The organism is Streptomyces malaysiensis subsp. samsunensis, from assembly GCF_024519315.1.
Lineage (GTDB): Bacteria > Actinomycetota > Actinomycetes > Streptomycetales > Streptomycetaceae > Streptomyces > Streptomyces malaysiensis.
Genome location: NZ_JANIIC010000111.1, coordinates 1 through 18,585, shown reverse-complemented (window position 1 = coordinate 18,585; position 18,585 = coordinate 1). Strand labels below are relative to the sequence as shown.

The following is an 18,585-nucleotide window of genomic DNA, read 5'->3' as shown; positions in this document are numbered from 1 at the left end:
CTACAGCTCCCGGTCCACCAAAGCCCGTCCGGTGCTGGTGGCGTAGGCGGCGAAGACACCGATCTGGCAGTTCTCGGTGCGGCCGGGGGCTTGTAAATGAATAACCGTCAGAGTTGATCTGTGCGGGTGTCGTCGTGTGACGGTAGGCGGGTTTGTAGTTGGGTGAGGGTGCGGGCCGGGGCTCCGGGTAGCGGAGTGACCGCGATGCGGTGCAGGTCCAGGAGCCGGTGGCCGTCCTGGAACTGGTTGGACAGGTTGGTACGGGTGACGTTCAGGAGCTGTGCCAGAAGTGTGCTGGTGGCGGCTCTGCGGCGCCGTAACAGGGCGGTCAGCAGGCGGTGGTAGTGGTCGAGGCTGCTGGTCTGCGGGTGGAGGTAGCTGCGTGGGCGGTGGAAGCGTCTTTGGAATGCCGCCTCGGCCAGGGCGTCCCAGTACGGTTCCGAGATGGCGACCAAATGGTCGAAGGCGGAGCGTGACATGCCGGTCAGGGCCGGGTCGGTGAGCATCGCGGTCAGGGCGGGATCGATGTGCTGTCGACTCGGTGTCGGCTCGGGATGCCGGGGTGCGACCGGTGCCAGGGTGTAGTTCCAGTCGCCGTGGAAGGCGTGGGGTGTGATGGGCAGGGCATGGAACTCGGGGGGTGGGACTGTGGTGCCCAGGTCATATCGGCCGGTGTCGAGTACGGCTCCGACTCTGAGCCCGGTGCGGGTGGTCGTGGCGGCGATGGTCTCGATGACGAGCTGGTAGCTGGTCAGGGGTCTGCCTCGCCAGTTCGCGGTGATGTGGCAGAACATCCTGTGTTCGATCTTGTTCCACTTCGATGTTCCGGGTGGGAAGTGGCGGACGGTGATCTCCAGTCCGCTTTGCAGGGCGAAGGCGGCGAGGTGCTTCTTCCACGTCCAGCGGCGAGGGTCATTGGAACCACCGCAGTCGGCGGTGATCAGCAGTCGGCCGGCGTCCGGGTGGTCCTTCCGCCCGCGCTGCTGCCACCATCGGCGGATGGACTCCACTGCGAACTCGCCTGTGTCGTGGTCGGTCCCGACATTGACCCAGCCGGTGTTGCGGGCGATGTCGTAGATCCCGTACGGGACGACCACGGGCTGGTCGCTGGTGGTGAACGTGTGGCAGTCCACGCGGATGGGGTTCTTGCCCGGCCGCCAGATGCGGCCGGGTCGGTCGCGGTTGCCGAGCCACTCTTTGGCCTTGGTGTCGACGCTGATCACCAGCTGGTTGTCTTCGAGGAAGGCCGCGGCAGTGGCGTTGATGTGCGTGAAATGGGCGTCGCGGTCCGGATGACTGGTGCCTTCCGTGGTCTTGGCGGTGCCCTGCAGGCTGTATCCCAAGGCGTGCAGCAAGCGTCCGACGGTCGTCGCGCTGACGGGGTGGGGCCCTGAGTGGTCAGCGTCGAGGCCAGGGACCGCAGCGAGAGCGTGGTCCAGCGCAACGGCGAGACCGGATCGCCCCGGGTGTGTGGCTCGATCAGCGCCTCGAGCGCGGGCAGCAGGCCGGGGTCGGTGACCGTCACCGGCTTACGGCCGGCTCCTGGAGCCCGGATCCGCCCAGCAGGCAAAGGGAGCCCGGACAGCTCGGCGATCCCGCGAGCGATGGTGGCCGCACTGGCGCTCCAGAAGCGGCCGCCACCATTGTGATCCCGCCGTGGCCAAGCGCGGCGGCCTCGCTGGCCAGGTAGAACCGCCGGAGCCGCTCATCGAGATGGGGAAGGAACTGATCGAACTTCGCCCTCAAAGCCACAACCGAAGCCCGAGCGGCCGTACGTGCACTCACACCTCATTGTCCCGTCAACACCCATACACCGAGCAGTAATTGAAATACAGGCCCCCGGCGGTGCCGGAGTACTGCCGCTCTGCGGGGTCGGGGTGGAGAAGCCGGTCCGGTGGCCGTGGTGGCTCGGCCCGTACGGCTCAGCGTGGCGGGGGCGTCTCCGGCGCGCCGGTGTCGGCGCAGGTGGCGGCGGGGCTCCTGTCCTTGGCGAGGAAGATGGTCTGCGCCATCATCCGGTATCCCGACATCCCCTCCCGCAGGGTCTCGATGGACTCCTCCGGGTGCACCGAGTCGATGACCGCGTTCGGACCGACCGCGTTGAACTGGTGTGAGACTCCACGCGGTATCTGCATGTCCACCCAGGAGTTGGGCGGCACGATCACGTTGTGCCGCTCGCGGCGCACCCCGTCGGGGGTGCCGGGCAGGTCGTCGGCGAAGCAGGACAGCGGTGCGAAGCGTCCCGTCGAGGGGCGGACGGTGATCGGCGACAGGCTGGACACGCGGATCGTGGTGTCCGGGCCGGTCATCATCCGCACGAACCGCAGCCCGGTGTGCAGGTGCATGCGCGAACAGATGTCGCGTGCGGCGGTGTCGTAGAAGTCCATGAGGTAGCGGTCGGCGAAGAAGCCCGGGAAGGGCGGCTCCAGCATGAAGACGTCGCCCTCCTCGAACACCTGCGCGCGCTTCGGCTCACCCGCCGGTGTGGGTCGCTCCCCCTCCTCCCGATGGGCCGCCCGGACCAGGCCGGACAGAGCGTCGACAACGGTCAGGGCCGTCTGCGGAGGCAGCTGCACCACCGGGGTGAGCCGGTTGCGGTCGGGGTCCCGGTGGCCTCGGACGTCGAGGATCTCGTCCTCGTGGTCGGGCGACCGCTTCATCCGGCCGGTGGTCTCGGTGGGCTGGGTCATCCTGTCGCTCCCATGTGCTCGTTCGGACCGGTACCGGGGTGGCGCGCCCAGAGCACGCCGCCCGCGTCGTGTCGCCCGGCGCGGAGCACCGAGCAGCCGGTCAGGGATGTTCCGCCGTCCCGCTGCCGGGACAGCCACTCCCAGCGGTCCGTTCCCCCGCTGCCGGGGACGTCGAAAAAGGACAGCAACGGGACCAGCGGCCGGGCGGGGCCGCCCGGCGCGGGCCCGTGCGGGAGGAGGACCAGTGCGCCGCCGTCGAGGCGGGTCTCGACGCCCCACGGCACCGGCCCCTCCTCGACGCCATGCCGGGCGGCCAGCTCCGCGGCCAGTTCCCCGTGCACCGACAGCGGCCAAGCGGCGAGCAGCTTCGCGCGCCACCGCGCCTTGGCGCGGGCGAGTTCCGCGTCGTCGGGGGCGTGCCAGTGCTCGCGCAGGAAGTCGTAGGCGGCCAGGACGGTGTCGTCCCCGATCCCGGTGTGCCGGACGGCGGTGTGTTCGGCGAGGGACCGCAGGGCCGGGTCGTCCACCCCGGAGTCCAGGAGGTGGCGTGCGGTGGCCGCGGCGTGGCGCAGCAGTCGGTCGTACCGTGCGGGCGCCAGACGGCGGGCGGCCAGCTGCCGGCTCATCGACCGGCGTTGCGGCTTTCCTGTGGCGGTCGCCCGGTACCCGCCGAACTGGACGACCGCGGGCAGCAGCGGCGATCGCTCGTACAGGGTGCGGACCTCGGGCACCGGCTGTTCCGTCACGACGAGGGCGACGTCGTCGCCGAGCGTGGGCTCGCCGACCGCGACCGCCGCGAACCGGCCGGTGAGGCCCGCCCGGCGCCAGCCGTGCTCGATGTCGAGGGGGTGGTACTTCTCCCCGCCTCGGTTGATGCGCTCGCCCGCGCGGCCCCGCAGGACGAGGAGTCCGTCCCTGAGCTCGCCCAGGTCGCCGGTGCGCAGCCAGCCATCGTCGGTGACGGCGGCGGCGGTGTTGCGCGGGTCCTGCCAGTAACCGGTCATCAGGTCAGGTGTCCTGATCCAGACCTCGCCGGATTCCAGGTGGAGTTCGGTGCCGGGCAGTGGTACGCCCACCGGGGGCGTCCGCTCCAGGTAGTGGGTGCGGAAGTCGGTGCCGTCGAGAAGCGGCATGGTGAAGCTGAAGTTGACCGCCTCCGTCAGGCCGTAGCCCTGACGCAGCCTCGGGCCGTAACGGGAGTGGAAGCGGCGGGCCAGGTCGGCGGTGAGCGGGGCCGCGGCGGTGATCAGGTAATCCAGCCCGTCGGGCCACGCGGGAGCGGCCTCGACCAGGTCCGCGAGGAGGGCCGGGACGATGGAGGCCGTCCTGGCGCCGGAGGCGTCCAGCGCGGCGAAGTAGCCGGCGGGGTCGAAGGCGGGGTGCAGGGTGAGCGGTGTGCCGGTGAGGTGGGTACCGAGCAGTGACATGACCAGTGCGTTGCAGTGGTACAGCGGCAGGCAGGTGCCGTGCGGGCGGTCCGGTGTGATGCCGTGCAGGACCGCCGTGCGGTGTGCGTTGCCGATGACCGCCCGGCGGCTGAGCACGACCCCTTTCTGAGGACCGGTGGAGCCGGAGGTGAACATGATGAGCGCCGGGGCTTCGGAGATCGGGGGCGCGTCGGGCAGTCGGGTGCGCCGGACTCCGTGGACGTCCACGACGGCCGCGGCGGCGACCCGGGCGGCGCCGGCGGCGAGGTCCGCGTCCCCGGCCCGAGGGTGCAGCGGGACGGCGACGAGTCCCCGGTCGAAGCAGCCGAGCAGGATGTCGGCGAGGCGGTGGCCGCCTGGAAGCCTGATCACCAACCGTGCCCCTGCGGGCAGTTCGTCGAGTGCGGCGCTGTCCGCCTCGTACGTCGCGTCCTCGGTGGCGGTCAACGGGCCCTCCCGAGGGCTACGGAGAGCTGGACGCCGACGGCGTCCACGTGCTGGGGCTGCATCACTTGGTGGTGCCGTGCGTCGACGTGTCCGACGGTCAGCTCGCCGCCGGCGTACGGCCGCCACAGTTCGTACGTGGGCGCCGCGCCACCAGGCTCGCCGGCGGCCTCGATGTAGGTCGTGTCGCCCGCGTAGCGTGGGGGGCGGTAGGCGCGCAGCAGAGCGTCGTTGTGCCGGGAGACGGCGATGACGCGGGCGATGTCGTCCTCGGTGAGGCGGGCGAAGAGGCTGCCCTCGCGGCGCAGCAGTGCCGACACGGTGGTGAAGTCGAGGGTCTGCGGGGCGAGACGGTCGTCATCGAACCCGGCGGCCATCAGCAGCACCCGGTACACGCGGTGCTCGTCGATGGGCTCGGCAGGCCCGGCCCCGGTGGCGGCGATGGTGTCGACCAGGAACAGCGTCCCTTCGGGCTCGCCGAGTTCCCGCAGCCGGACAGCCATGGCGTGCGCCACCAGTCCGCCGAAGGACCAGCCGACCAGGTGGTACGGGCCGGACGGGCGGACCGTGCGCAGCAGTCGCAGGTAGCGCTCGGCCATCTCCTCGACCGTGCCGGGCAGGTCCGCCACTCCCCCGGGGCCCTCGGCCTGGATGCCGTGGACCGGGTGGTGCCGGCCGATGTGCCGCAGCAGGCCGGTGTACAGCCAGCTCAAACCGCTCAGCGGGTGGACACAGAACACCGGAGCGGCCGCTCCGGTGGCCCGGAAGGGCACGAGGTGTGCGGGGGCGGACGCGGTCGGCGGCCCGTCGAGCAATCGGCTCAGGGCGGCCGGGGTGGGGGCCTCGAAGACGTTCCGGAGGGCGGGTGCGAGGCCGAGGACGGCGCGTACCCGCTCGGTCAGCCGGGCGGCGAGCAGCGAATGGCCGCCCAGTTCGAAGAAGTTGTCCTCGGGGCCGACCCTCGGTACGTCGAGCACCTCGGCGAACTGGCGGCACATCAGGTCCTCACGGAGGTCGCGCGGCGGCTCGGCGCCGGTGGCGGCCGCCCAGTCGGGCTCGGGCAGCCGGTCGCGCAGCAGCTTTCCGTTGACGCCGAGGGGCAGCCGGTCCAGGGCGAGCAGCCGGGCGGGCACCATGTAGTCCGGCAGGTGCCGGGTCAGGTGCGCCCCGACCGCGCCCAGATCCGCGCCTTTGGGGGTGACGTAGCCGACGAGCCGACGGTCGTCGGCGCCGCGGTCGTGCACGGCGACTGCGGCGGCCGTGACCTGCGGGTGCCCGCCCAGCACGGCTTCGACCTCGCCGAGTTCGACGCGGTGACCGCGGATCTTCACCTGGTCGTCGGTCCGGCCGTGGAAGCGGAGCACCCCGTCGCGGCTCCACGACGCGAGGTCGCCGGTGCGGTACATCCGCCGGCCGGCCGGTCCGAAGGGGTCCGGCACGAAGCGGGCGGCCGTCAGTTCGGGGCGGCCGAGGTAGCCGGTCGCCAGGCCCGCGCCGGCCAGGTACAGCTCGCCTCTCGTGCCCGGGGGGACGGGGCGCAGCCGGTCGTCGAGGACGTAAGCGCGGGTGTTGCGCAGCGGCCGGCCGAGCGGCACGGTGCCGTCGGTCCGCGCGCCGACCGGGTGGGTGGCGGACCAGACGGTGGTCTCGGTCGGGCCGTAGCAGGCGAGCAGCGACGCGGTGGCGGCGGCCAGTTCCCCGGCGAGTTCCGCGGGAACCGCCTCGCCGCCGACGACGGCGCGTACGTGGCGCAGTTGCCGCGGTCGTCGTGCCACGAGCGTCCGCCAGAGCGACGGGGTCGCCTGCATCACGGTGACGCGGTGCCGGTCGAGCAGCGCGCACAGCTGGTCGGGGTCGCGCAGCGCGTCCTGGTCGGCGAGGACCATGGCACCGCCGGTGATCAGCGGCAGGTACAGCTCGGGCTTGCACATGTCGAAGCCGATGGGTGCGGAGGCCAGCATCCGGTCGTCGGGGCCGACCGCGAGTTGCTCACGCAGGGCGAGCAGCAGGTTCACCAGGGCGGCCTGTGGCACGATGACGCCCTTGGGCCGCCCGGTGGAGCCCGAGGTGTACGTGACGTACGCGGTGTCCGGTGGCACCGGCAGCGGCTCGGCCGCCCCGGTCGTGACAACGGGTTCGGTGGCGGGTCCGGTGGCGTCGCGTACCACGAGGAGGGGCCGGGCGTCGGCCAGGAGCGCCGTGAGGCGCTCGGCCGGCAGGGTGGGGTCGACGGGCAGGTAGGCGGCGCCGGTCGCCTGGACGGCGAGGAGGGTGGCGGGCAGGTCGGGGCCTCGGCGCAGCATCACGGCGACCAGGGCGCCGGGGCCCGCGCCGTGGGCGCGGAGTTCCCCGGCGAGGTGTTCCGCCCGCTCGGACAGGTCCCGGTAGCTGAGCGTGGTGTCGCCGTGCAGGACGGCGGAAGCCTCCGGGGTGCGGTGTGCCTGGGCCGCGATGAGCGCCGCCACGGTGGTGTCGGGCGTCTCGCGGTCGGTGCCGCTCCCCTGTCCGGTCAGCCGCTCAAGCTCGCCGTCGACGAGCACCGGCAAGTCGGCGACGGGTAGCTGAGGATCGGCCACGGCCGCGCGGAGCAGCCTCTCCAGGCGGGCGAGCATCAGGCGCGCGGACGCGGGGGTGAACAGTTCGGTGTCGTACTCCAGAAGACCCTCGATCCCGGCCTCACCGCCGTGGACCGTGTAGTGCTGCCGCATGCTCCACAGCAGGTCCATCCGGGAGGCGCCGCCGTGCACGGCGACCGGTTCCGTCCGCAGGCCAGGCAGGTCGAACTCGGCCGCCGGGGTGTCCTGGAACGCCAGCATCACCTGGAAGAGGGGGTGGGCGGCGAGGGAGCGCGGCGGGTTGACCGCCTCGACCACCCGCTCGAAGGGGACCTCCTGGTGCGCGAAGGCGTCGAGGTCGGTGGCGCGTACCCGCTGGAGGAGTTCGGCGAACGTCGGCGCGCCGCTCAGGTCGGTGCGCAGCACCACGGTATTGACGAAGCAGCCCACGGCGTCGTGCAGCGCGGCGTCGTGCCGTCCTGCGACGGGTGCGCCGACGGGGATGTCATCGCCCGCCCCGAGCCGGTGCAGCAGTGCGGCGACCGCGGTGTGCACCACCATGAACAGGCTGGTCCGGGTGGTCGCGGCGAGCCGGTTCAGGCGGCCGTGCAGCGCGGCGTCGAGTGTGAAGGGGACAGTCTCCCCGCGGTGTGCGGAGACCGGCGGCCGGGGACGGTCCAGCGGCAGCCGCAGCACCTCCGGGGCATCGTGCAGGATCCGCGTCCAGTAGTCGACGCCGGTGTCCGGGTCGCGGTCGAGCAGGCGGAGCGTGTAGTCCGCGTAACTCACGGGTGTGCTCGTCCACTGCGGGGCGTCGCCCGCGGCACGGGCCCGGTAGGCGGTGGACAGGTCACGGGCCAGCGGACCGAGCGACCAGCCGTCGGCGGCGATGTGATGCAGCAGGAGCAGGAGTACGTGGTGCTCGGGTGCGGTCTCGTGGAGCACGGCGCGAACCGGGAGTTCCGTCTCCAGGTCGAAGACGTGCGCGGACGCGGCGGCGAGCAGTCCGGGCAGTTCCGCCTCCGAGGTGACCACCGTCTCGAACGCCAGGCCGCCGGCGTCGCGGATCCGCTGGTACGGCTCGCCGTGATGTTCCACCACGGTGGTGCGCAGGCTCTCGTGCCTGTCCAACAGGTCGCCGAGGGCCGCCCGCAGGGGTTCCACACGCAGCGGCCCGGTGAACCGGACGGCGAAGGACATGTTGTACACGGAATTGGGGCCGGCGAACCGGTCGAAGAACCACAGCCGCCGCTGCGCGGGCGAGAGCGGTACGCGCTCCGGTCGCGAGGCGGCGGCCGCCCGGACGGGAGCCCCGGCAGTGCCCTGCCGGACGTGGCGTGCCAGGTCGGCGACGACCGGGGCGTCGAACAGAGTGCGGACGCTCAACTCGCGGCCGGTCTCCGCGCGCAGCCGGTTGATCAGACGGGTGGCGAGCAGCGAGTGCCCGCCCAGGTCGAAGAAGTTGTCCTCGGCGCCGACCTCGGCCAGCCCCAGGGTCTCGGCGAACAGGTCGCACAGCAGTCGTTCTTGCGGGTTCTCCGGCTTGCGACTCACCAGCAGCGCGGTCTTCGGAGGCGGCAGGGCGGCGCGGTCCAGCTTGCCGTTCCCGGTCAGCGGGATCTCGTCGACCAGGACGACGAAGGCGGGCACCATGTGCGCGGGCAGCACCGTGCGGGCGTGGGCGCGCAGTTCTGCGGCCGACGGCGTCTCGGCCGGGCCGGTCCCGGCCGGTCGCGTGGCCGGGACTGCGTAGCAGAGCAGGCGGCCGCCGTCGGCGCCGGTGTCGGCGAGCACCACGGCCCGGTCCACGGCCGGGTGCTGTTCGAAGACGCGCTCGATCTCGCCGGGCTCGATCCGGTAACCGCGGATCTTCACCTGCTGGTCGATCCGTCCGAGGTACTCCAGCGTGCCGTCCGGCCGCTGCCGCGCGAGATCCCCGGACCGGTACATCCGGGTGCCGGGCGCGCCGAACGGGTCGGGGACGAACCGGCTCGCGGTGAGCGCCGGCCGGTCCAGATAGCCGCGGGTCACGCCGGGGCCGGACACGTGGATCTCGCCGGGACAGCCCGGCGGCACCGGTCGTAGCGCGTGGTCCAGCAGCCGCAGGCGGAGGTCGGGCAGCGCGGTTCCGATGACGCTCGCGGTCTCTTCGGGGTCGGTCACCTCACTGTGCGTCGCGTGGACGGTAGTCTCGGTGATCCCGTACATGTTGACCAGGGCGGGCCGGCCCGGGCCGTGCCAGGAGCGGACGCGGGACGGTTCCAGCGCCTCCCCGGCGCATACGATCACCCGCAGGTCGGGCAGCGCGTCCGCGCCGGCCTCCTCCTCGGCCCGGAGGAGCTGGTAGAAGGCCGAGGGAGTCTGGTTCAAAGCGGTGACTCGCTCCCGGCGCAGCAGCGCCAGGAGGTCCCTGGGCGAGCGGGCCACGTCGTCCGGCACCACCACCAGCCGCCCGCCGCGGCCGAGCGCCGTCCACATCTCCCAGACGGAGACGTCGAAGGCGTAGGAGTGGAACAGGGCGTGTACATCGGCGTCGAACCGGAACCACTCGTCGGTCGTGGCCAGCAGCCGTACGACATTGCGGTGGGTGACCAGGACGCCCTTGGGCCGGCCGGTGGAACCGGAGGTGTAGATGACGTAGGCGACCGCCTCGGGGTCCACGGTCACGGCCGGCGGGTGCGCCGGGTGGGTGGCGGCCGTGTCGGGGCCGTCGAGGAGGATCTGCGGGTGCGGGACCGGCAGCGGGGCGCCCGTCACGACGAGCACGGGGCCGGCCTCCGCGAGCACCCCCCGGACACGCTCCTCCGGGTACGCCGGGTCCAGGGGCAGATAGCCCGCGCCCGACTTGAGCACCGCCAGGATCGCGACGACGAGGTCCGCCGAACGCTCCAGCACCAGGCCGACCAGGCGCTCCGGTCCCGCGCCGCGCTCGACGAGGAGGTGGGCGAGACGGTTGGCGCGTGCGTCGATTTCCGCGTAGGACAGGGTAGTGCCGCCGTGGGTGAGGGCCGGGGCGGCCGGCCGGCGGCGCACCTGCGCGGCGAACAGGGCGGTCAGCGTGGCCGGCCCGGTGTCCCGGTCCGGGGCGGGCGCGGGGGCTTCGAGGTCGGCGCGCTCGTCGGGCAGCAGCAGGTCGACGCGTCCCAGTGGTGCCGCCGGGTCGTCGGCCATCCGGTCGAGGACGGCGCGCAGGCGGTCGAGCAGACGGCTGGCCGCCTCGCCGTCGAACAGCTCGGTGTCGTGGTCGAGTTGGAGCCGCAGCCGGTCGCCGGGCACGGCGATCAGGGTCAGCGGGTAGTGAGTGCCGTCGCGGCCCTGGACCACCCGCAGCTCCAGGCCGGGTACCAGGGTGGCCAATTCCTCGTCGTCGACCGGATAGTTCTCGAAGACGACGACGGTGTCGAAGAGTTCGGCGTGCCCGGTGACCGTCTGCAGGGTCGTCAGATCTGCGTGCTGGTGGTCGAGCATGGACAGTTGCTGGGCCCGCAGGTCCGCCAGGCAGTCGGCGACCGGCCGGCGTGGGTCGAGGCGGACCCGGACCGGCACGGTGTTGATCAGCAGCCCCACGATCCGCGCCGCACCGGGCAGTTCAGCCGGCCGGCCCGAGACCGTGGCGCCGAACACCACGTCGTCCCGACCGGTCAGGGCGCCGAGCAGGACCGCCCAGGCCAGCCGCACGACGACGCTGGTCGTCAGGCCGCCTTCCCGCGCCAGGGCCTCGACGCGGGCGGTGAGTTCGGGGTCCAGTTCGGCGGTCGTGCGGCGACGTGCCCCGGTCGCGCCGCGTCGGCCGGGGCCGCCGACCAGAGTCGGGCCGTCCACGGACGCCAGCAGCGCGCGCCATGCCGACTCGTCCGCGCGGGCGTCCCTTGTGGCCAGCCAGTCGAGGAAGTCGCGATATGGCGTGGCGGGCGGCAGCGGATGACCGGCGTAGAGCGAGAACAGTTCCCGGATGAGGATGGGCATGGACCAGCCGTCGACCAGGAGATGGTGCGTGGTCAGGACGAAGGTGTGCCGGTCGACGGACCTGCGCAGCAGCGCGGCGCGCATCAGTGGGGGGTCGGCGAGGTCGAAGCGGCGCCGGCGGTCGGCGGCGAGGAAGTCCTCCAGGTCCTCCGGTGCGGGCATCTCGCGCCACCGGACGGCGGAGCCCGGTACCACCACCTGGACGGGCCGACCCGACGCACCCGGCCGGACGCCGGCGGAGAGCTGCGGGTGGCGGCGCAGCAGGCGGTGCAGCGCGTCCCGCAACGCGTCGGCGTCGAGTGTCCCGTCGAGGTCGAAGATGAACTGGACGAGGTAGGGGTCCACTCCGTCGTGGTCGTAGAGCGAGTGGAAGAGCAGGCCCTGGGCCAGCGGCGGCAGCGGCAGTTCACCGGTGGCGCGGGACCGGGCCCGGTCGACCAGCGCGCCCAGGACGTCGAACCACCGCTCGGCCAGGTCGGCGACGCGCGTCCCGTCGAGCAGGCCGCCGGGCCAGGACCAGTGGGCGACCAGTTCAGGGCCATCCGGGCGGTCGGTGATCACCGTGTCCAGCTCGACGGCGTGGCTCATGGCCGGCCCGGCCGCGGTGGTCAGGCCCTCATCCGACGGGGTCCCGGCGGCGGTCACGTCGGCCAGCACCGACCAGGGGCCTTCGCCGCCGACGCCGAAGCGGCCCAGGTAGTTGAAGGCGAACTGCGGCGCGGGGCGGGCGGCCAGGGCGGGAGCGCTCTGCGGGTTAAGGTAGCGCAGCAGACCGTGGGTCAGTCCCGCGCGGCCGGAGTCACGGGTGCGGGAGCGCACCTGGGCGACCGCGCCGTCCAGCGCGATCGGGTCGGTCCGCGCCTCGGCCCAGGAGCAGCCGGGGTCGAGCACCACGGGATACAGGGTGGTGAACCAGCCGACCGTACGGGACAGGTCGAGGTTGTCCGCGAACTCCTCACGTCCGTGGCCCTCCAGGTCCACCAGAAGCGCGTCCGGGCCGTCCCGCCAGTCGGCGGCGGCCAGGACGAACGCGGTGAGCAGCAGGTCCTGCACCGAGCAGTCGAAGGCCGCGGTCGCGTCGCTCAGCAGGCGCGCGGTGAGCGCGCCGGGCAGGGTGGCGGTGTGGCGGCGCCGGGTGTCCTCGGTGTCCGTCGCGGGATCCAGGGGGCGCGCGGCGACCGGGGGTTCCACGGGCTCCGGCCGCTCGTGGGAGAACGTGTGGAGCACGGCCGGGTGATGGGCGTACCCCACCAGCGCCTTCGCCCACTGTGTGAAGGAAGTCCCGGTCGGTTGCAGCGTCGGGGTCCGGCCCCGGCGTATCGCGTCCCAGGCGGTTTCGAGGTCGTCCCGGAGGATGCGCCAGGAGACGCCGTCGACCCCGAGGTGGTGCACTGTGAGGGTCAGCGCGCCCGCCGTCCCGGGTCCGGGCTCCCACCAGCGCGCGTGCACCATCCGGCCGCGCTCCGGGTCGGTCGGCGGGCCCGGCCGGTTCAGCTCGACCGGCACGGTGGGCAGCGCCTCCAGCGACCAGATCGGGCCCGTGGTGGTCAGGGAGAGCCTCAGCATGGGGTGGTGGTCGACGAGGGCCTGCACCACCGCGCGGACCTGCTCCTCGGCGATGCCCACCGGGGTGCGTACGGTCAGGGACTGGACGAACCCGTGGAGTGCGCCGCCGCGTTCGCGCAGCCAGTGCATGACCGGCGTCAGCGGCAACGCGGAGTCGTCCGCGTCGTCCAGCGCGATCCGGTGCGCGGGGAGCCTGTCGTCCGCCGCGAGTGCGGCGGCGAGTCCGGCGACGGTGGGGGTGCGGAAGACGTCCGGGGTGGTGATCGCCAGACCGGTGCGCTGCGCCGCCGCCGCGAGTTGGATCGCCTGGATGCTGTCTCCGCCGAGCCGGAAGAAGTCCTGGTCGAGGGGGACGTCCTCCACGCCGAGCAGCTCGCCCACCAGCTCGGCGAGCAGCCTCTCGGTGGGCGTGCGCGGGGCCGGGCCCCTTCCGGCGCTACGAGTAGCGACCGTGGACTCCGGCGCGGGCAGCGCGGCCCGGTCCAGCTTGCCGTTGCGGGTCAGTGGCAGCCGGTCCACGGCCACCACTGCGGTCGGCAGCATGTAAGCGGGAAGCCGGTCTCGTACCCGATCGAGCAGCGCCGCCGTGTCGAGGCCGTCCGCCGCACCGCCGGACGCGGTCACGTAGGAGACGAGCCACCGCCCTCCCGGGCGCTCCTGTGCGACGGTCGCGGCCTGCCGGACCCGCGGGTCGGCGCGTAGCACGGCGTCGATCTCGCCCGTCTCGATCCGGTGGCCGCGCAGCTTGACCTGTCCGTCGGCACGACCGGCGAACTCCAGCCGACCGTCCGCGCTCCACCGGGCCAGATCGCCCGTGCGGTAGACACGCGCCCCCGGCGGCCCCGACGGGTCGGGGACGAAGCGCTCCGCGGTCGCGCCCGCGCGCCCGACGTAACCGCGCGCCACCCCCGCTCCCCCGAGATACAGCTCCCCCACCGACCCCGGCGGCACGGGCCGCAAGGCGTCGTCGAGAAGCAGCACCCGCTTGCCGTCCAGCGGGCTGCCGATGGGGACTGACGCGGCGTCCGCAGGCAGTTCCGGGACCGCGTACCGGGTCGCGAAGACCGTGGTCTCGGTGGGCCCGTAGCCGTTGACGACGGTGAGTCCCGGCAGCGCCTGACGTACCGAGCGGACGGCGTCCGGGGACACCACGTCCCCTCCGGTCCACACCTGGCGAACACCGGCCAGGCAGGTCGGGTCCTCGGCGGCGATGGCGTGGAAGAGTCCCGCGGTCAGCCACAGCCCGGTCACCCCGGTCTCCGCCACGGTCCGGGTCAGTTCGGCCGGGCCGAGATGTCCCGGCGCGGCGACGACCACCTCGCCGCCGGTCAGGAGCGGCACCCATAGCTCCAGGTTGAACGCGTCGAAGGCGTGCGGCGAGTGCAGCAGGACCCTGTCCGTGCCGCCCTCGGCCCACCAGCGGTCGGCGGCGAGCCCGGCCAGGGCGCCGTGGGTGATGCCGACCCCTTTGGGCCGGCCCGTGGAACCGGATGTGAACATCACGCAGGCAAGAGCGTCCGGTGACGTCCCGGCCCCGGCGGGCGCATCAGCGGCGGCCGCGTCGGAGTCGCCTCGCACGTCCAGCACCCGCAGACCGCGGGCGCGGGCGTACGTCACGATGGCGTCGTCCCCGGTGTGCCGGTCGGTGACCAGCAGCCGCGCGTCCGCGTCGGACAGGACGGTCTCCTGCCGGGGCGACGCGTCGTCCCGGTGCAGGGGTACGTACGCCGCGCCCGCCCGCACCACAGCGAGAGCGGCGACGACCAGATCCACCGAGCGTTCCAGAAGCAGGGCGACAGTGCGCTCCGGCCCCGCGCCGGCGGCGACCAGCACACCCGCCAACGCGGCGACGCGCCCGTCCAGTTCGCGGTAGGTCAGCCGCTCACCCGTTCCGGCGCAGCGCACCGCGAAGGCGTCCGGGGTACGGCATACCCGGTCCGCGAATCGGACGACGGCGGTGTCGGCGGATGCGGCCGAGGTGGGCGTGCCCGTGCCCAAGGCGACGAGACGGCGGCGCTCCCCCATGGTGGTGGTCGCCACCCGCGCCAGGGGCGTGTCGCGTTCGGCCCGCGCCACCTGCCTCAGCACGTGCGGGAAGCGGTCGGCGACGCCTCGCAGGAGGTCCTCGCCGTGGTTGGCGGGGTTGGCGTCGAAGTCGAGGCGCAGTTCGCCGTCACCGCGGTCGTGCGCGAAGAATGAGAGGTCCTCGGACGGCGGCGCCTGGAGGTTGCGGACGGTCGCGGTGACCGAACCGAAGCGCAGCGGCCGGTCGAACCGCTGGATGTTGAGGACCGGCCCGAAGAACCTGCGTCCGTCGTCGGGACAGTCCACCTCCCGGCGCAGGCGCTCGCCCCGGTAGCGCTGGTGCCGGCGTACCGCCCGCAGTTCTTCGGCCACTTGGTCGAGCAGGCGGCCGACGGACGCGGCCGGGTCGACACGGAGCCGCAGCGGCAGGACGTTGGCCGTCATCGCCGGGACGCGACGGACGAGTTCGGCGGACCGGCCGGCGACCGGCAGGCTCAGGACGACGTCCCGGTCACCGGTCATCGCGTGCAACTGGATCGCGGTGGCCGCGGTGAACAGCCGGGTCCAGTGGTGCCCGAGCCGCCGTGCGCCATCCCTCAGCTCGGCGAACTCCGCCGCCGACACGCCCCTGCTTGTGCGCAGCGACCGGTCCGACGCCGCCGCCGGACCCGCTCCGAGCGTCGGGAAGTGCGACCGGCCCGCCAACCGCTCCCTCCACCGGTCGCCGTCCGCGTCGTACTCGGCGGAACCGCGGTATGCGGTCTCGGCGTCGATCAGCGCCCGAAGCCCGCTCCAGCCGCTCTGCGGCACCGGGCTGCCCTCGCACAGATGGCTGTAGACCTCAGCGGCCCGTTCGGCGAACAGGGCCATGCCCGCCCCGTCGAGTGCGATGTGATGGACCCGGTGGAACAGCAGGGTGCGGTCGTCGCTCACGCGCAGCACCGCGCCGAAGAACAACGGCCCCGCGTCGCAGCCTCCCGACTCGGCCATGGCCGCCCGCATCCATTTCAGCGCCGCGGCATCCGGGTCGGGCGTCTCCCGCAGGTCGACCGTCTCGACGACATGCTCGACATCGGCGACGAGCCACTGCGCAGGGGCCGCCGAACCGGCCGCTCCGATACGGACGTTCACCGCCTCGCAGTCGGCGCCCGTCCTGGCGACCGCGGTCGCCAGCAGGTCGACGGCGACCGGGCCGTCCAGCTCAAGGTACTCCGCCCACTGGTACGCGCCGGGCTCGCCGAACCCCCCGCGTTCGGCGAGCCATATCCCCAGCTGCGCGTCGGTGAGCGGCAGTTCAGCACGGTTGTCAGGCATATGAGCGAGCGTTCCCATCCGTCCCGTCGGTGGTATGCCGACGACTGCTGTCCGATGTGTCCGTGTCGATCAAGAAGCCATGCACACCATCGAAACACGGGGGGCAATGAATAAGTAAAGCGATGGCAATGTGAGAGATCTCACGATTAATCAGGTAACGGCAAAAATGCAGGTGGACAGGGCCTCGCGAGACAGGAAGGGGAATTTCGGCCACACCCGAGGCTGCTTTACCTTCCTCTATGAGAACTCGGCCAAAAAGTCACTCCGGTGGCCGATTAATCTCCATCGCCGACAAGGAAACCGACAGTGCCGGGAATAGGCCGGAGCGTCCGCGGTGGCGATGTCGGCACGGTCCCCGTCCTCGCTGCCCAAGTGGCCCTCGTATGACTTGTCAGGGACACGCGGCGCCTGTCCGCTTCGCGATGGAGGGCTTGGTGCGCCTCCTGGCCCTCGATGGTCTCTTGTTGTGTGATCAACAGGAGGTCGGCGAGATCGCGGTGCCGGTTCGAGCCGTGCCGGCCGATGAAGCGGGCGAAGACTGTCACGCGCTGGGACTGGGCGAGGCCGTTCGCGAACGCACGGTGACCCTCCGTGCTCCACTCCGAAGCGCCGGACCGCCACGCGTCCTTGAGCGGCACGACATCGTCGATGTCCAGCTGGGCGGCAGCGTCGACCGTCACGCCGTCATACGGCCCTTCGCCCGCTGCATCCGGGGACATCATCCTCGGGCGCGACGGTCACACGTCACCATCGCGGCACCGCACACGAGACCGAGCCCCCGACCACCTCGCTCTCACGCGCAGACGGCTCTCTTTCGGGGTGCAGATGCCCCATGGCTGAAGGTTTCCCCCTCACCAACACCGCGAAGGAATCTTCGCAGAGACCATCCCAGCCCCCCGCGTCCCATGTCATGGAATAAGGGAATGGCCATCGAGCGGTCTTCGACCGGGCGCGGTTGGTGCGACGCGCTGGGCCTGAGCACCGCAACGGGCACGAGGTGAAGGCAGGAGGCGGAGCAGGAGAGGGCCGACCGGGCGATCTTGGAAGCGCTGTTCAGCCAGTCCTCGGTTTCCATGACCGTCATGGACGATGAGCTGCCATACCGGAGCGTGAACGCCGCGGCGGTGCGCGACAGCGGCGTCCCCGCGGAGCAGCTGATCAGCCGACACATCGGTGACAACACACCGGACCTCAAGGCAATCGAGGAACTCCTGCGTCAGGTGCGGGACACCGGCGGGCCAGCGGCCGACTTCCACGTGCGCGGCCGCCTTCCGACGGACCCGGATCATGAGCGTGCGTGGTCCGGGTGCTCCTTCCGGCTGACCGACCCGGCCGACGCCCTTCTGGGAATGTGTCAGACGTATGCCGATATCGCCGACGGCCTCATCGGGGCCCCGGGGCAGAACATCGACATCGGGCTCGACCGGCTGGCTCGCACCGTAGCCGCCCCAGACCGGCCGCTGGAGCAGCTTGGTGATGCCGTGGTGGCCTTGCTGTCGTCGGGCCGCCGCCAGGACGACGCGGCTGTGCTCCTTGCCCGCCCCCGGGCTCCGCAAGCAGACCGGGTTGCCCTTGGGAACTGCCGACCGACCCGGCACTGGTCTCCCGGGCCCGCTCCCTCACCGAGCGCCAGCTCGCCGGATGGGGCTTGGAACGCCTCGCCTGCACCTCGGAACTCATCGTCAGTGGGTCACCAACGCTCTCCGGCATGCCCACGGTCCCACCGCTGTACGCCTCATCCACGCCGAACCCCTCATCTGCGAAGTAGCCAGCGGCAGCATCAGCGCCGCCCCCGCCTACGTCGCGCCCCCCACCAGCTATGAGGCGGCCGCGGCTTGTTCCTCGTCGCCCAACTCGCATCCCGCTGGGGCACCCGCTACGGTCACGAGGGTAAGACGATCTGGGCCGAGCAACCGCTTTTGCCTAAGCGCCACATGAGCATCTCGGACCTTCCGGTGTGGTAGGACAGGGATCGGCCCGCTGATGTACCGGTACGAGTCACACCGCATACGACTGGCGCCGGTCGGGCCGCCCACTTGGAGGAGAGGCCAGTCGGCCCCACGTCGTGCGGGCGCGATGCGGGCTTCGCCCGGCGCGTGTCAGGCAGAGGCGACGACCGTGTTCAGCAGCGCCGTCCCCACTGCGCTGCCGAACTGCTGCGAGGCGTCGACGGTTGCTGGAAGCCACCCCCGTGTCGGTGGGCTCGATACCGTGGGTTCCGAGAGCCCCAATCTCAGGGCCACGAAAAAGGCAACTGTGATAGTCGACCTGCGGCCCGGGTTGGGTTGCTGCCAGGCTGGCGTTGGCGTTCCGGCATGACCCGAAACGGTAACTGGCGGCTCGTCAGAGCTTGCCGTGCCCCCGAGATGTCTGCCGGACGTCGCGTCGGCCTGGCCCACCCCGTTGGCTTGATCAGCAGCTTGTCCGCCATCTCGACGTGACTCATCACAGTTCTGCCACGCGGTGACTCCACCCAGGCCGACGCCGACCACGGTCGTCCAGCCCTTGAAGGAGAACAACCGCGTGACCATGCTCGCAGAACAGGTCGATGGCGTCATCGGCGTCGACACGCACCGGGACACCCTTGCCGCAGCGGCC

Annotated in this window: 4 protein-coding genes and 1 pseudogene; 1 reads left to right on the top strand and 4 read right to left on the bottom strand. The window is 72.2% G+C overall.

From position 1 onward, the window contains the following. Positions 1–569: 569 nt before the first annotated feature. From NQU54_RS46105 to NQU54_RS46090, 4 genes and pseudogenes are all read right to left on the bottom strand, one after another. Positions 570–1,785: pseudogene (locus NQU54_RS46105) on the bottom strand (ISAzo13 family transposase); the annotation flags it as partial. Positions 1,786–1,922: 137 nt separating this feature from the next. Further along, positions 1,923–2,690, bottom strand: a complete 768-nt coding sequence (locus NQU54_RS46100; protein ID WP_257636259.1) for a hypothetical protein — start codon at positions 2,688–2,690, stop codon at positions 1,923–1,925. Next, a complete protein-coding gene (locus tag NQU54_RS46095; protein WP_257636258.1) occupies positions 2,687–4,564 on the bottom strand; it encodes a class I adenylate-forming enzyme family protein in 1,878 nt (625 codons plus the stop codon). Before NQU54_RS46095 ends, NQU54_RS46100 begins: the two co-directional genes overlap by 4 nt. Then, the gene (locus tag NQU54_RS46090) at positions 4,561–15,987 is read right to left on the bottom strand and encodes a non-ribosomal peptide synthetase (protein WP_257636257.1); all 11,427 of its coding nucleotides are present in this window, start codon (positions 15,985–15,987) and stop codon (positions 4,561–4,563) included. The genes NQU54_RS46095 and NQU54_RS46090 overlap by 4 nt, the downstream gene beginning before the upstream one ends. Before the next feature lie 1,040 nt (positions 15,988–17,027). On the opposite strand from NQU54_RS46090, the gene NQU54_RS50460 reads away from it, so the two are divergent. Continuing rightward, a complete protein-coding gene (locus NQU54_RS50460) occupies positions 17,028–17,810 on the top strand; it encodes a PAS domain-containing protein (protein ID WP_372506423.1) in 783 nt (260 codons plus the stop codon). Positions 17,811–18,585 lie beyond the last annotated feature (775 nt).